This window comes from Arthrobacter globiformis, assembly GCF_030817195.1.
GTDB lineage: Bacteria > Actinomycetota > Actinomycetes > Actinomycetales > Micrococcaceae > Arthrobacter > Arthrobacter globiformis_D.
This window is the reverse complement of sequence record NZ_JAUSYZ010000001.1, coordinates 566,813-581,917: the sequence shown is the minus strand read 5'-3', so window position 1 is coordinate 581,917 and position 15,105 is coordinate 566,813. Positions and strand designations below refer to the sequence as shown.

The window sequence follows — 15,105 nt, the reverse complement described above, 5'->3', positions numbered from 1 at the left end:
CGGTGAAGGACACTAAAAGGTAAAGGGCACGGGGGCCTCGCCGGCATCGGCGAAGCCCCCTGTCCTTTTGCCGAATCAGAGCAGAATCACAGCTGGCTGTGCAGGCGCTCCAGCTCCGTCTTGGTGACGGGCAGGACGGTGCCGTGGCGCGGTGCGCGGGGCAGCTCGTAGTTGGTGGACAGCTTCCAGTTGGGGTTTTCCAGGCTGGTGCTTTCCAGCGGGATGTAGCCGCGGCCGCCGAATTCGTCGACGAACAGGTAGTACTTCTCCTCGGTGTTCGATTTGAAGACGGTGGGCCCTTCCACGCCGCCCGTTCCGGCGTTCTTGCCGATGCAGTTGCCCATCAGCGACCAGTTGCGGGGGTTCGTGGCAGGCAGGTCAACGGCCAGCAGGTCCTTGGACTTTTCCTGCATGATGTCCAGGCAACCGGAGACACGGCCCTCGTCCTTGGTGAACCGGTAAAACGTGTCGCCCTCCTTGATGACGGTGGAGTCAATGACCGAGTTGCCCGGGTCATTCCATACCTTGGCCTCGGTGAAGGTCCGGAAGTCCCGGGTGGTGGAGTACATCATCTTGTTGTAGGTGCCGCCGGTGTGGTTGGGGTCGTTGTCGGCGTAGAGCTTGGAGGCCCAGTACACGACGTAGGCGCCGATCTTCTCGTCGTAGTGGGCTTCCGGAGCCCAGGTGTTCCCCGCGGTGTCCGGCGAGACCTTCACATGCCGCTGCCCGGACCAGGTGACCAGGTCGGTCGATTCCCAGACCTCGATGTACTGGCTGCCCTGGCGCTGGGAGGAGTCCCAGCTGGTGCCGCTGCCGATGGAGAGGTCCGTGGCGATCATGTAGAACTTGTCGCCTTCCGGGGATCGGATGATGAACGGGTCGCGCAGGCCCTTGGTGCCGAGCCCGGACTTGAGGACGGGCTTTCCGCCGTTCAGCTCGTCCCACTTGAGCGCGTCGTTGCCGCGGCTGGCGGCCATGTAGATGTTCTCGCCAGCGAGGTCGTTGCCGGTGAAGTAGGCGAAGGCGTAGCCTTCCTTGGCCTCGGCTTTGGGCAGCGGCAGCACCGTCACCCGGAACTTCTTCCTGGCCTTGGTCTTGCCAAGGGAAACAGTGGCGTGCAGGTTGAGCCTGGCCTGCTCGCTTTCGTAGGCCGGCCGCGTCACCTCGCCGGTGGCAGTGACCACGGACTCGTCGCTCGACGTCCATTCAACCTTGGTTCCGTGCAGCCCCGCCGTGGGAAGGGTAATGTTCCCCCGGATCGCGTCGGCATCCCATACGTTCAGGGCCGCCGCGGCCTCGGTGACCTTCTGGTCGTCGCTGATGTCTTCCCGCACCGTGACGGTGAACGTTTTCGACGCCGACGCCTCACCTGAGGTGGCCGTGGCGGTCAGCGTCACGGTCCTGTCTCCGGTTCCGTTAGCCGGGCGGGTGACCGCGCCCTGGGCTGAGACCGTGGCCGGATCCGAGGATGACCAGGTGTAAGCCGAGCCGTTCGGGCCGGTGGTGGGCAGCAACAGGCGCGCAGTCACGGCGGAGGTATCCCCCAGCGACAGGTCCTGCAGGTCGAGGGCCACCCGCTGTTCCGGGGAAACGTAGCCGAGCTCGCGAACCTCGGCTGCCGAGAGGGCGCGGTTGTAGATGCGGAAATCCCGGACCTGCCCCTTGAGGTACTTGTCACCGCTGTAGACCGACCGCCCAAGGTAGTTCGCCGTCGTCGTTCCTCCCCCAATGCTTCCCGGCGTAATGGAGACGCCGGTCTTGCGGGCAACTTCGGTGCCGTCCTCGTAGAGGACGGCGGTTCCGCCGCTGAGGGTGTAGGTGATGGTCTTCCAGGCGCTGCGCGCCAGGTCCCGGTTGGCACTGAGGGTCTGCTCGGTGGACCAGTTGCCGCTCGCGATGGACGTCCGGTACGCGTTGCCGGTGGTGAACAGGTAGCCGTTCCCGGTGCCGCTGGTGGTGTTGCCCATCCCCCAGATGAAGTAGGGCGCGCCCTGGTCGGCCGCGATCTTTACGTCGGTGGAGACGGTGATGGAGTCGAGCCCGCGCATGACGTCGTTCGGGAGCCGGACGTGAGCGTTTGTGCCCCCGAGCTGCAGCCCTTCACTGCCCAGCGCGGTGGCGTCACCGCTGATCACGCCGTTGCGTCCGTTGCCGGAGCTGTCCTCCGCCACGGTCCCGGCGGCTTCAGTCAGGTTGTATTTGAGGACCAGACCGTCGTCCACGGCGGAGTGGGCCGGCGCCGCGGCGACCAGCCCGCCGAGCGCCAGGGCAGCCGAAGCGGCCAGCGCAGCCGCCGTCGTCATGGCCGGGCCCGTGCGGGCCCGTGGGTGTGTAGGGAGCATTGAGACACTTTCGTTCGGGCGGCCCGGAGGCCGCGATGGTTGATGGGTAAGTTAGTTCAGCCTGGCTACCAGCGCCTGCGCGCCGCTGACCAGCAGGTCCCGCAGCGACTGGTCGGCAATATCCCGGGTGGCGCCGTCGATGTACTGCCCGAGATAGTGCACGGCCTTGGCCGTGGTTTTCTGGGCGAGCGCTTTGCTGGCCGATTTCAGCCGGGCGCCGAGCATGTCGCCGGTTTCCGCCGTGATCCGGCCGGCCGCCAGCGCAGCCGCCGCAATCTGCTGCAGGTCGTCGATCTCGCTTTCGGGGCTGCCGAACGCGGCCCGCTGGGCTGCACCATAGATCCGGTCTGCGTCCGCGCGGCTGAGCGAGCCCTCGGAGACCCACGCCTCCGTCACCTGGGCCGCGCGCCGAAGCAGCTCCGGCTTGTTGGCGAACGGTGCTGACTGCCAGACGTCGTCGAGGAGCGTAATCTTGTTGGCCCGCGCCGGGTTGGCCACGCCGGAGTCCACGCCGCCGAACACCACGGACGGCTCGGCGCGCCGGAAGTACGAGTGGAAGGCATCCTCGGTTCCCTCGAGGAAGGGTGCCAGTTCGACGCCGGCGAGGGTGAAGTGCAGGGGCTTGCCCGCGACCGGCCGGAGAGCCGGGGCGAGATCGCCGTTGAGTCTGGCCGTCCCGTAAAGGCTGAACGGGAGAAGATTCGTGCGGGCGTCGCGCGCCACGAGGTGCACCGGCCCGTACATGAGGGTCTGCACGGACGGGTCGTCCAGGGCCCGCTCGGCGCGGAGGGTGAACGGCATCTCGACGTCCACGGTGTCCCCGTTCTTCCAGGCCCTGGCGATGCTGAGGTAGGTGCCCGGCGTGGCCGGGACAGCAGCGGTGGCCGCTGCCTCCGTTACTGCACCATTGACCCGGACGGTGAAGCCGGCGGTGGCCCACGCCGGGACCCGCAGCCGGAGCTCGAACTGTCCGGAGCCCGCAACCTGCAGGGTTGTGCGCTGCTCGAAGGGGTAGGAGGTCTGCTGGGTGACCGTAACGTTCTTCGCAGCCCACCGGAGCGTGGACGGCATGTAGAGGTTGACGTAGAGCGCGCTGTCGTCATGGGCGGTGAAGTAGACCGAATCCTGGTACTTCGTGGCCGACTCGAGGCCGGTGCCCTCGCAGCACGTGGTGCCCTGCTTGGGCGTGAAGTCGCGGACGGCGCCCGGCTGCAGGCCGATGAAGTAGGTGGCCAGCGGCAGCTCCGCGCTTTCCTTGTCCTGCTTGGACCCGAGGACCTGGTTGAAAAGTGCCCGCTCGTAATAGTCCATGTACGCGGGGTTCTGCTCCCTGAAGAACAGCTCGCGGGACAGCTTGAGCATGTTGTAGGCGCAGCAGGATTCGGCGTCGGTCGCGTTCAGGGTGGCCGCGACCCGGTCCCGTTCCTTCCAGAACTCGCCCTGGCTGGTCCCGCCGATGCTGAACATGCGCGTGGGCACCACCATGGTCCAGAAGTTGCGGGCCGCGGTGAGGTACCGCTCCTCCCCGGTCGCGTTATACATCAGCACCAGACCAGTGAAGATCGGGATGTGCTGGTTGGCGTGCAGCCCGGCGAGGACGTCCTTGTTCTGGGCGCACGCATCAATGAGGGAGTCGAGATCGAAGTACTTGGCGAGCTCCAGGTGCTCCGGCTTGCCCGAGTGCCCGTAGGTCTCCAGGATGGCTTCCACGACGCCGCCGTATTCGCCGCTGGAGAAGATTCCCCACATCCGCTGGCGTACTGCCGGCGTGAGTTTGCTCAGCCGCGAGTGCATCCAGTCGCAGAGCCCGGTTGCCAGGTCCAGCGCCTTTGGTTCCGCGGTAGCGGTGTAGGCATCGAGGAGACCCTTCAGGATCTTGTGCGCGGTGTAATAGGGAGCCCAGACGCGGAAGTAGTCCGGCGTGGTCCTGCTCTCCAGCTCGATGAACTGGGTCTCCGGGTAGGCAGCGAGGAATCCGGGATGGCTGGGCACGCCCCAGGTGCGCCGGAGCGCTGCATGCCGGCCCTTCCCGGAGGCATCGGCCAGCACGTTTCCGCTGGTTTCGCTGCAGGCGAGGGAGAGGACGTCGCCGTTCCCCGCCGAAGTGCCCGACGCGCGGGCTGCCGCCAGCTCGCCGATCTGCCCGGCGGTCAGCGCGGAGGACCAGATGTTCACGTCCTGGTAGGCGCCGGGGAAGTTGGGATCGTTGTACTGCGACCGGCCAAGCCACACGTTGGCGAGGCTTCCCAGCAGGGCCGGGGTCAGGGTCAGGGCAGCGTTCCTGCCGGCCTGCTTTCCGTTGACGTACAGCGTTCCGGCCTGGCCGTCCAGGGTGACCGCAACGTGGCTCCACTCGTTGACCGGCAGCGGGGCAGTGCCCACGATTGTCTGCTCACCCCCGGCAAAGTTCCGTGTGATGGCGAACCGCGGCAGCCCGGCGCCGTCGCGCTGGGCGAGGAAGGCGTACGTTTTGGTGTCGTTGCCGAAGTCGAAGATGCGCGCCCAGTTCGCCGCCGCCGTCGGGCGCACCCACGCGGCGAAGGTCATGGCCGCCAGCCCGTCAAGGGTGCCCGCGGGGAGCTGGCCGTGCATGTAGGAACCCCGGGCAATGTCGACGGCGGTCCCGGGCAGGCGTCCGGCAACGGTCTGGATGGTGGGCTCCCGGGCGAGCGCCTGCCGGCATTCGTGCAGGGACCCCACCAGGTTCCGTAGCTTGGTTCCGAAGGCCTCCTCCCCCGTGCCCGCATACGCCTGGGCAAGCATGGACATGTGGTGCCCGGTGAAGTGCCCGCGCAGGTTGCCGTTCGCCTCGCCGTCGAGCCCTTCCCAGCCTCCCGCCGGCAGCGGAACCACCCCGTCGAGCGGCCGCAGGCCGGCGTTGGCGCGGAAGACGTTGACGTAGCGACGCTCGTCGTACCCGCGGGCGAAGTTCAGGATCAGCTCACGTTTCCGGCCGAACACCCCTGGCCCCAGGCTCACGTCGGACAGCTTGAAGGGACGGACGGCCGCCGCCGCGGCGGCGAGTGCATTGGTCGTCGGGCCCTCCGCGGCCGTCGCGGCTGCGGAGGCAAGCGATGGCAGCCAGGGCAGGGCGGCCGCGGCAGCCCCAAGCCGAAGAATGTTTCGTCTGGACACGTGATTCGTCATTGGATCTCCTGGGGGAATGTTCCGGGTAAAGGGGAAGGCCCGGCTGTGCAATCCAGCCGGGCCTTCCCGGTCAAAGCCGTGGCTTTGGTGTGCTGCCTACTTGCGGGCTGCGGCGAGCCGGATGAAGGTCACCGACTTGGGCTCGAACTCATAGGTGAACGCCGTCCCGGCTCCGTTGAAGGTGCTCGACGCCGGGGCCAGGTTTTGCCCGTCAGCGGTCTGGGTCAGGGTGGTTACCGCGGCCGTGGTGCTGATGTTGGCTGCACCCGCCACCTTGATGTCCACCGGCGTCTTGTCGGCCTTCGTGTTGACCACCTTCACGATGGTGTCGCCGGACTTGGTGTCCTTGGTGACTACGGAGTAGACGGGATCGGCCTGCGTGTCGTCCACCGTGCCCCACAGGACTCCGTCCAGGTAGAGAGCTTGGCCGTGCGCCCGGTAACCTCGATCCGGATGTCGTATTCATGTCCAGTCTGGATCACGGTGTTCTTTTCGATGACGTTCGTCTTGCCACCGTTGACGGCCTTTTCGACGACGGACTTGGAGTTGTTCCAGCCGCCCAGGTTCCACCAGAAGTAGTTTCCGGTGTCCTTGACGCCGAAAGAGACGAGGAATCCTTCGGAACCGGCCAGCTTGGTTGCCTTGGTGCTGAGCGTGTAGTTGCTCCAGTCAGCGCTGCCGGCGGTCACCATGGTGTTCTGGGCGGTGGTGCTGGACTGGACGTAGCCGCCGTCCTGGATGGACCAGGATCCGGTACCGTTGCCGGTCCAGGCCGCGGCGGTTCCGGAGAAGTCGTCGCTGAACAGGGTTGCGCCGTCCTGGCCGGTGACCTTGACGTCGTCGTAGCGGGCGGAGGTGGCCCACGTGGACAGGCCGATCTTGCCGGAAATCGGCACGACGGTGGAGGCCGGGTTGTCCTGCCTGCTCGGCACCACCTGGTTGCCGACGTTGTTCATGAACAGCTTCTGGACCTCGTAGTTGGGGGTGGTGCGCACGGACGTGCCGTTGAAGAACATCATGTCCGGGCTCCACTGCGTGTTCGCTTCGTTCGCGATCAGCGGCGCATAGGACGCCATCTTGACCACGTCCGCATTCCGCTCGAGGCCGGTCATGTAGGAGGCTTCGGCCAGTGCGTTGTCGGGCTTGTTTCCGCGGGAGGCGTACTCGCCGAGGAAGACCTTGTAGCTGTTGCGGTCGTAGGAGTCGTAGCGGTGGTTGTTGTTCAGGAACCAGGAGGGGTCGTTGTAGTAGTGCTCGTCAACGAGGTCGACGCCGGTGTCGGCGTTGAATTTGGCCAGGTCGTCGAATTCGGGACCCTGGCTGAACGGGCCGGTGTTTCCGATGATCTTGATCTCCGGGTGGGCCTTGCGGACGGCGTTGTAGAACTGGGTGAAGTACTGCTTGAACTCCGGCTTGTACTCCTCGTTGCCCAGGGAAATGCGGTCGAGGTTGTACGGTGCCGGATGGCCGTAGGCGATGCGCTTGGCGCCCCACTCGGTGCTGGCGTCGCCGTTGGCGAACTCGATCAGGTCCAGGGTGTCCTGGATGTAGCGGTCAAGCGTTGCCTGGTCCGGGGCCTGGTTGTTGTCGCCGCAGCCGGTCACGCCCACCGGCACCACCGGCACGGGGGCGGCTCCCATGTCCTCGGCCCACTGGAAGTACTCCATGTAGCCCAGGCCGTAGGTCTGGTTGTAGCCCCAGAAGTTCCGGTTCGCCGGACGCTGTTCCACCGGCCCGATGGTGTCTTTCCACTGGTAGGTGCGGGCCCGTGTGTAGTTGGGGGCCGAGTAGGTGTCATAGCTTCCGGTGTTGACGATGCAGCCGCCGGGGAAGCGCAGGAATCCGGGGTGCAGGTCGTTGATCTTCTCGGCAAGGTCCTTACGGAGGCCGTTTTCCCTGCCGTTCCAGGTGTCCTTGGGGAACAGCGACACCATGTCGAGCCGGACCGTGCCGGTGCCCTGGACGAGGGTCGTGAGCCGGCCGGCGCCCGTGGAGGACTTGGGCGAGAGAGTCACCTCGTACTTGGCCCAGCGGTCACCCTTGACCTTGATGGCGGCGATGTCCAGACGGGTGCCTTCGGGCGTCTCCAGCGTCACGGCCAGGGTTGATCCCGCAGGGTTGGACGTGCGCGCCCACACCGAGTAGTTGTACTTTTTGTGCGCCTCAAGCTTTTGCCCGGCGTTCCATCCGCTGTTGCGCACGCCCACCCCGGCGCCGGTTCCGGCGCCCGCGCTGGTGGCTTCGACCAGCAGGTAGTTCCGGTTGTTTTCGTTCAGCCGGTTGTTGTCATTGACGACGGCGACCGTTCCGTCGCTGCCCCGCTTCAGGGTTTCCCAGGCGGTCATCGGGCTGTAGGTGCGGTTGTCGGCGGAGTTGAACTCAAACGACCGGTTCTGGACGAGCTCCGCGTAGATGCCGCCGTCGGCGCCCTGGTTGATGTCCTCGTAGAAGGCTCCGTACATGGTCGAATCGATCGAAGGCCCGGAGCCGGCGGTGTCGATGCTGATGGTCCGGTTCTGGGCAGACTCGGCATTGGCGCCGATGGCCGGCGTCAGTGACAGCAGAGCAGCCGTCAGGGACCCGGCAAGCACGAGCGTGCACGTCCGCTTGGCGGGACTTGATGGTTTGGATGGCATGGAAGGGATGGCCTTTCTCCATTGAACGGTTCGCCGGCGATCAGTGTTAACGCTAACAAAACGCCGACCGGAGTTGAGTATTCGACATCTTTCGCCTCTTGTAAAGAGGATTCACAAAAATCAGCAGGCTTCGCATACGAGCACGGAATTGTGACCCGAACTACTTGACGGGCCGGATTGTTAGCGTTCACAATGATCCACGAGCGCATCAGCTCACTTGCAGCAACGGCGGTGTTTGAAGTCTCCCGCCTGCAATGTAACTACGCTTCCGGGAGGATGTTGTGTTTAAGAAATCCCTGCTTGCGGTTGCCGCCGCATCAATGCTTACCCTCACTGCGTGCGGCGGGACCGCTGGTGCCGGCAGTGCTGCCGGCACCTCCGGCGATGACAAGATCACCATGGGCTTCGCCCAGGTCGGCGCCGAGAGCGGCTGGCGGACGGCCAACACCAAGTCGGTCCAAGATTCGGCGAAGAAGGCCGGAGTCGACCTGAAGTTCTCCGACGCCCAGCAGAAGCAGGAGAACCAGATTAAGGCCATCCGCTCCTACATCCAGCAGAAGGTCGATGTCATCGCGTTCTCCCCCGTTGTGGAGTCCGGCTGGGACACGGTGCTGAAGGAAGCGAAGAATGCCAAGATTCCGGTGATCCTGACGGACCGCGCGGTGGACTCCTCGGACAAGACGCTCTACAAGACCTTCCTCGGCTCCGACTTCGTGGAGGAAGGCAAGAAGGCCGGAGACTGGCTGGTCAAGGAGTCCAAGTCAGCAACAGACACCGTCAACATCGTCGAAATCCAGGGCACCACCGGATCCGCACCCGCGAACGACCGGAAGGAAGGCTTCGCGGAAGCCATTAAGGCTGACCCGAAGCTGAAGATCGTCGCCTCGCAGAGCGGCGACTTCACCCGCAGCGGCGGCAAGCAGGTCATGGAGGCCTTCCTCAAGAACAACGCTGACATCGACGTCGTGTTCGCCCACAACGACGACGAGGGCCTCGGCGCCATCGAAGCGATCGAAGCCGCCGGCAAGGTTCCCGGCAAGGACATCAAGATCATCACCATCGACGCCGTGAAGGACGGCATGACTGCGCTGAGCAACGGCAAGATCAACTACATCGTCGAGTGCAGCCCCATGCTCGGCGACCAGCTCATGGATCTCGCGAAGAAGGTCATTGCCGGTGAGAGCGTGCCCGAGCGCGTCGTCACCGAGGAGACGACCTTCACGCAGGAGCAGGCCAAGCAGGTTCTTGCCAGCCGCCCGTACTGAGCCGCGGCGCCCCTGAACGTCCGTGCGGCGGCGGATTACCGCCGCCGCACGGCACACCAATCACAGGAAAGACACGAGGATGAACGAAATCGTTCCGGTCGTCGAGATGACCGACATAGCTATTGGATTCCCAGGGGTTAAGGCGCTCGACGGCGTCGACTTCCGCCTGTTCCAGGGTGAGGTCCACGCCCTGATGGGCGAGAACGGAGCCGGGAAGTCCACGCTGATCAAGGCCCTGACCGGCGTGTACACCATTGATTCCGGTGCCATCACGGTCCTCGGCGAACCGCAGCGTTTCTCGACGCCGGGCGAATCCCAGGCCGCGGGCATCAGCACCGTCTACCAGGAGGTCAACCTCTGCCCCAACCTCACCGTTGAGGAAAACGTCCTGCTGGGCCGCGAGCCCCGCCGTCGGGGTTCCATCGACTGGAAGGGCGTGCGGTCCCGGACGCGGGAGGTCCTGGCCGAACTGCAGCTGGACCACATCGATCCCGGTTCCCTGCTGTCCACCCACTCCATCGCCGTCCAGCAGCTGATCGCCATCGCCCGTTCGGTGGAGATCAACGCCAAGGTCCTTATCCTGGACGAGCCGACGTCGAGCCTGGACGCCGACGAGGTCAATCAGCTGTTCCGCGTCATCAGGGACCTCCGCGACCGCGGCGTCGCCATCCTGTTCGTTTCCCACTTCCTGGAGCAGGTCTACGAGATCTCCGACCGCATGACCGTCCTGCGCAACGGAAAACTCGTGGGTGAGTACCTGACCCGCGACCTCTCCCGCATGAGCCTCATCTCCAAGATGATCGGCAAGGACATGGAGGCCCTCGCCGAACTGGACCAGGCCCCTGCCCGGACCCGCGCCGGCAGCGGCGCCGGCGTCACGCCCTTCATCGAGGCCCAGGGCCTCGGCCGGAAGGGCTCCGTGTCCAACGTGGACCTGTCCATTTATCCGGGTGAAGTGGTGGGCCTGGCCGGCCTGCTCGGTGCCGGCCGGACCGAGATCGCCCGGCTCTTTTTCGGAGCGGACAAGGCCGACGAAGGCTCCATCAAGGTCAAGGGCGCGGGCCAGAAGATCCGTTCGCCGCGGGCGGCCATCGACAAGCGCATCGGATTCTGCTCCGAGGACCGCAAGGAGGAAGGCCTCATCGGGGACCTCACCGTGCGCGACAACCTGGTGCTGGCCATGCAGGCCAGCAAGGGCTGGGTGTGCCGCATCCCCCGCCGCGTCCAGGATGAGCTGGTGGCCGAGTACATCGAAGCCCTCGACATCCGGCCGGCCAATCCCGACGCGCTCATCCGCAACCTCAGCGGCGGAAACCAGCAGAAGGTGCTCCTGGCCCGCTGGCTGGTGACCCACCCCGAACTCCTGATCCTCGACGAGCCCACCCGCGGCATCGACATCGGAGCCAAGACCCAAATCCAAAAGCTCGTCAACAAACTCGCCGCCGACGGGATGTCCATCCTCTTCATCTCCTCCGAACTTGAGGAGGTGCTGCGCGTGAGCGACCGCGTCGCGGTCATCAAGGACAGGGCAATGGTCGCCGAAATCAACAACGACGGCGTCTCCGTGGAAGACGTCATGACGGTCATCGCCGGAGGTGCTCAGTGAAATCACTCCTCAAACACCGCCTTGCCTGGCCGGTGATAGCCCTGGCAGCACTGCTGCTGCTGAACCAGGTCTTCCGCCCCGACTTCCTGGGCCTTCGGATGCAGGACGGGCACCTCTACGGCAGCCTGATCGACATCATGCGCAACGGAGCCCCGACCATCCTCATCGCCCTCGGCATGACCCTGGTCATCGCCACCCGCGGCATCGACCTCTCAGTCGGCGCAGTGGTGGCGATTGCCGGTGCCGCCTCGTGCGCCTACATCGCCGCCTCCCCCGACCCCGGGTCCCCGGTGACGGCCGCCACGGCGGTCCTCATCGCCGTCGTCGCCGGCCTCGTCCTCGGTGTCTGGAACGGCTTCCTGGTGTCCACCATCGGCGTGCAGCCGATCATCGCCACCCTGGTACTCATGACAGCCGGCCGCGGCGTCGCCCAGCTCATCACCGGCGGCCAGATCATCTCCGTGTCCAACGACCACTACAAATCGATCGGTGCCGGATACCTGTTCACCCTGCCGATCTCCATCCTCATCACCGCGGCCGTCTTCGCCCTGGCCGCCGTCCTGACCCGGCGCACCGCACTGGGAACCCTGATCGAGGCCGTCGGCATCAACCCCGTCGCCAGCCGCCTGGCCGGACTCCGCGCACGGAACATCATCTGGATCGTCTACGTCTTCAGCGCCATCTGCGCCGCGATTGCCGGCCTGATGATCAGCTCCAACGTGACGGCGGCCGACGCCAACAATGCCGGGCTCTACATTGAAATGGACGCCATCCTGGCCGTCGTCATCGGCGGCACCTCACTGGCAGGCGGGCGCTACACCCTGGTGGGAACCGTCGTCGGGGCCTTCATCATCCAGACACTGACCACCACCGTCTACACGCTCGGGATCCCGCCGGAGGTGACCCTGGTGTTCAAGGCGCTCGTGGTCATCACCGTTTGCCTCCTGCAGGCGCCCAAGGCGCGGAACCTGCTCAACAGGCTCAAGGCAGCACCCAAGCCCGCCGCAAAGGAAGCCGCAAAGGAAAAGGTCGCCATCTAATGTCCCCGCTGTCCACGCTCACGCCCCTGACCCTCAAGAAGCCGTCGCCGGCGAGCAGCCGCCTGCGCGGAGGTGCCCGCTACGCGCCGACACTGGCCACGGTGGGCCTGTTCCTCGCCATGTTCGCCGTGGGGGCGGGGATGTACCCCAGCTTCCTCTCCGGCCAGGTCTTCCTGAACCTCTTCATCGACAACACCTTCCTCATCGTGCTGGCCGTCGGCATGACCTTCGTGATCCTGACCGGCGGCATCGACCTTTCCGTCGGGGCCGTCGTCGCACTGTCCATGATGGTGAGCGCCACGCTCCTGCAGCAGGGCTGGAACGCAGGAGCCGTCATCGTCCTCGTGCTGCTCATCGGCGGCGGCCTCGGGCTCCTGATGGGGCTGATCATCCAGTACTTCGACATCCAGCCGTTCATCGTGACGCTGGCCGGAATGTTCCTTGCCCGCGGCCTCTGCTACGTCATCAGCCTCGACTCCATCCCGGTCACCGAAGGATTCTTCACCGGCATGGCGCAGGCACAGATCCCGCTGCCCGGCGACCTCTTCGTCTCACCCGGCGTCCTCCTGGCCCTCGGAATCGTGGCCATCGCCTTCTTCGTCCTGCACCACACCCGCTTCGGGCGGACCGTCTACGCCATCGGCGGCAACGAACACTCGGCCATGCTGATGGGCCTGCCGGTGAAGAGCACCAAGATCCTTGTCTACGCCCTCAGCGGCCTCTGCTCGGCCGTTGCCGGCATCCTGTTCTCCTTCTACAGCCTCTCCGGCTACAGCCTGGCTGCCCAGGGCATGGAGCTCGACGCCATCGCTGCAGTGGTCATCGGCGGCACCCTGCTGACCGGCGGCACCGGCTACGTGCTCGGATCCGTCGTCGGCGTGCTGGTGCTGGGCATCGTCCAGACCTTCATCGCCTACGACGGCACCCTCAGCTCCTGGTGGACCAAGATCGTCATCGGCGGCCTGCTCCTCGTCTTCATCCTGCTGCAGCGGCTCTTCGCCCGGAAAGCCGGCTGACTCTTTACCTGTCCCGCTTTGCCCGTTCCTCCCTCCCGCACGTCGAAAGGACTTTTTCAGCATGAATGATTCCGTCAACCGCCAGTTCTCCCGCCGGTCCTTCCTGGGCACCGGAACCGCGGCCGCAGCAGCCTTCGCCGTCGCGGGTGCCGGCGGCGGGGCACTGGTGGCGGCGCCCGCCGCTGCCGCCGCCGCTGATCCGGCCCAGGTGATCAACCCGGTGGTTCCGCAGCGGGCGGACCCGTGGCTCATGAAGCACACGGACGGCAAGTACTACTTCACCGGTTCCGTGCCTGAGTACAACCGCATCATCGTCCGCTCCTCCCCCACCATCGCGGGGCTCGGCAGCGCTTCGGAAACTGTGGTCTGGACGCGGCCCGCCTCCGGAACCATGGGCGGCCACATCTGGGCTCCGGAACTGCACCACTTCGACGGCCAGTGGCACATCTACTTCGCCGGCGGGGACAGCAGCGACGTCTTCCGGGTGCGGATCTATGTGATTTCCACTAGCGACGCCGATCCGACCACCGCCGTGTGGGGACCGCCGGTCCGCGTGTACACGCATGCCGACACCTTCTCCCTGGATGCCACCACGTTCGAGCATCAGGGCACGCGCTACCTGCTGTGGGCCCAAAGCGACACCGGCGTGAACTCCAGCCTGTACATCGCGTCCATGTCGTCGCCGTCAACGCTCTCCAGCACCCCCGTGCGCATCGCTGTTCCGACGCTGGACTGGGAGACCAGGGGCTACAAGGTCAACGAAGGCGCCGCGGTCATCAAGCGGAACGGCCGCATCTTTGTCACCTTCTCCGCGAGTGCCACGGACGCCAACTACTGCATGGGCCTGCTGACGGCGGATGCCAGCGCCGACCTGCTCTCTGCAGCCTCATGGACGAAGACTCCCGTCCCCGTCTTTGTCACCACCGAGGGCTCCAAGCAGTACGGTCCCGGCCACAACTCGTTCACTGTGGACGAGGCCGGAAACGACGTGCTGGTTTACCACGCCCGGTCCTACCGCACTATCGTCGGCGACCCGCTGTACGACCCCAACCGGCACGCCCGGGTGCAGCGGCTGTACTGGAACGCAGACGGCACACCGAACTTCGGCGTACCGGTGGGCGACGGCGAACTGCCCGTCCGCCTGGAGCCCGCCTCGGGCCCGGGCACATTCCTGGCGCACGACGGCGCCACCGTCACGGCCGCTTCCTCCCCTGCACTTGGGTCATCCCAGTTCCGCATCGCGCCCGGCTACGCCAAGAAGAACTCCGTGGTCATCGAGCCCGTGCTGACCAAGGGCCGCTATCTCCGGGTGCAGGGAACATCGGTGAGCATCGCGACGACGGAGGGGTCGTCGTCGGCCTTCCTTCGGCGGGGCGGCCTGTCAGATGCCGCCGGCGCCTCCTTCGAGTCGGTCGACGTCCCGGGCGCCTACCTTGTCCTCCGGCAGGGTGCCCTGGCGCTGGCAAAGGTGGGCAAGGACGAGCGCCCGGCGGCCACGTTCTACCTGCGCTCCTAGTCCTCTCTGAATCCTGAGACTCCCGCGCGCCGGGCGCGTGGGTGACTGCGAATCACTGGTGATGTGGTGGTTGTGCATATGGCAGGGCCGGCGGTTTCACCGCCGGCCCTGCTGCTTTTTAAGGCGTTGGAAAGCCCTCGGCGCTTCTGCCATTGACCGGGTTCAACAGGGCCCCACCCGAAAGGGTAGTCAGAACCGTCAAAAAACGGCGTTACCCCTGCCCGTTCGTTTCGGAATCATGGATTTCAGGCAGAAATCATCAGCAACAGCTGCTGCAGCTACTCATCGAAAGGAAAGATCATGACGCGGGAAGAAGCTTACGCACGGTGCCCCCCGGACTCCTATGTCGAGTTCTACGGCGGCCGGTGGCTCATCGTTCCGTTCGCGCCGGTAGAGCAGCCACAGTTCTTCGTTTGCTCGCCGGAGAGTGTCGGCGTCTTTAGCGCCACGCGCGGGTTCGAAATAGCGAACTTTGACCGTCAGCGGGCAGCCTGAAATTCCCAAAGGGTAGCTGCGGAGCGTCCGCGTCATTGCCGT

General features: G+C 65.5%; 10 protein-coding genes. 6 read left to right on the top strand and 4 right to left on the bottom strand.

Features of this window, described 5'->3' with window-relative positions:
- Positions 1-86: 86 nt before the first annotated feature.
- The 4 genes from QF036_RS02675 to QF036_RS02660 form a co-directional block, all read right to left on the bottom strand.
- A complete protein-coding gene (locus QF036_RS02675) occupies positions 87-2,342 on the bottom strand; it encodes an immunoglobulin-like domain-containing protein (RefSeq protein ID WP_307098987.1) in 2,256 nt (751 codons plus the stop codon).
- 51 nt (positions 2,343-2,393) lie between these two features.
- Positions 2,394-5,489, bottom strand: a complete 3,096-nt coding sequence (locus QF036_RS02670) for a beta-L-arabinofuranosidase domain-containing protein (RefSeq protein ID WP_307098985.1) — start codon at positions 5,487-5,489, stop codon at positions 2,394-2,396.
- A 96-nt stretch (positions 5,490-5,585) separates the two neighbouring features.
- Positions 5,586-5,879 carry a hypothetical protein gene (locus tag QF036_RS02665; protein WP_307098983.1) on the bottom strand — a complete coding sequence of 98 codons (294 nt, stop codon included), beginning with the start codon at positions 5,877-5,879 and terminating at the stop codon, positions 5,586-5,588.
- Positions 5,843-8,125, bottom strand: a complete 2,283-nt coding sequence (locus QF036_RS02660; RefSeq protein ID WP_307098981.1) for an alpha-L-arabinofuranosidase C-terminal domain-containing protein — start codon at positions 8,123-8,125, stop codon at positions 5,843-5,845. Before QF036_RS02660 ends, QF036_RS02665 begins: the two co-directional genes overlap by 37 nt.
- A gap of 281 nt (positions 8,126-8,406) precedes the next feature.
- Here QF036_RS02660 and QF036_RS02655 point away from each other — a divergent pair, with 281 nt between their 5' ends.
- From QF036_RS02655 to QF036_RS02630, 6 genes are all read left to right on the top strand, one after another.
- Positions 8,407-9,390 carry an ABC transporter substrate-binding protein gene (locus QF036_RS02655; protein ID WP_307098979.1) on the top strand — a complete coding sequence of 328 codons (984 nt, stop codon included), beginning with the start codon at positions 8,407-8,409 and terminating at the stop codon, positions 9,388-9,390.
- Between the two features lie 79 nt (positions 9,391-9,469).
- Positions 9,470-10,996, top strand: coding sequence for a sugar ABC transporter ATP-binding protein (locus QF036_RS02650; protein WP_307098977.1), 1,527 nt, complete (start codon positions 9,470-9,472; stop codon positions 10,994-10,996).
- Positions 10,993-12,036: an ABC transporter permease gene (locus QF036_RS02645; protein ID WP_307098976.1), complete on the top strand. Its 1,044-nt coding sequence runs from the start codon at positions 10,993-10,995 to the stop codon at positions 12,034-12,036. Before QF036_RS02650 ends, QF036_RS02645 begins: the two co-directional genes overlap by 4 nt.
- The gene (gene yjfF, locus QF036_RS02640) at positions 12,036-13,052 is read left to right on the top strand and encodes a galactofuranose ABC transporter, permease protein YjfF (RefSeq protein WP_307098975.1); all 1,017 of its coding nucleotides are present in this window, start codon (positions 12,036-12,038) and stop codon (positions 13,050-13,052) included. Before QF036_RS02645 ends, yjfF begins: the two co-directional genes overlap by 1 nt.
- A 61-nt stretch (positions 13,053-13,113) precedes the next feature.
- Positions 13,114-14,568 (top strand): family 43 glycosylhydrolase, encoded by a 1,455-nt coding sequence (locus QF036_RS02635; protein ID WP_307098973.1) that lies wholly within the window; start codon positions 13,114-13,116, stop codon positions 14,566-14,568.
- 300 nt (positions 14,569-14,868) lie between these two features.
- The gene (locus QF036_RS02630) at positions 14,869-15,063 is read left to right on the top strand and encodes a hypothetical protein (protein ID WP_307098972.1); all 195 of its coding nucleotides are present in this window, start codon (positions 14,869-14,871) and stop codon (positions 15,061-15,063) included.
- The last annotated feature ends 42 nt before the right edge of the window (positions 15,064-15,105 follow it).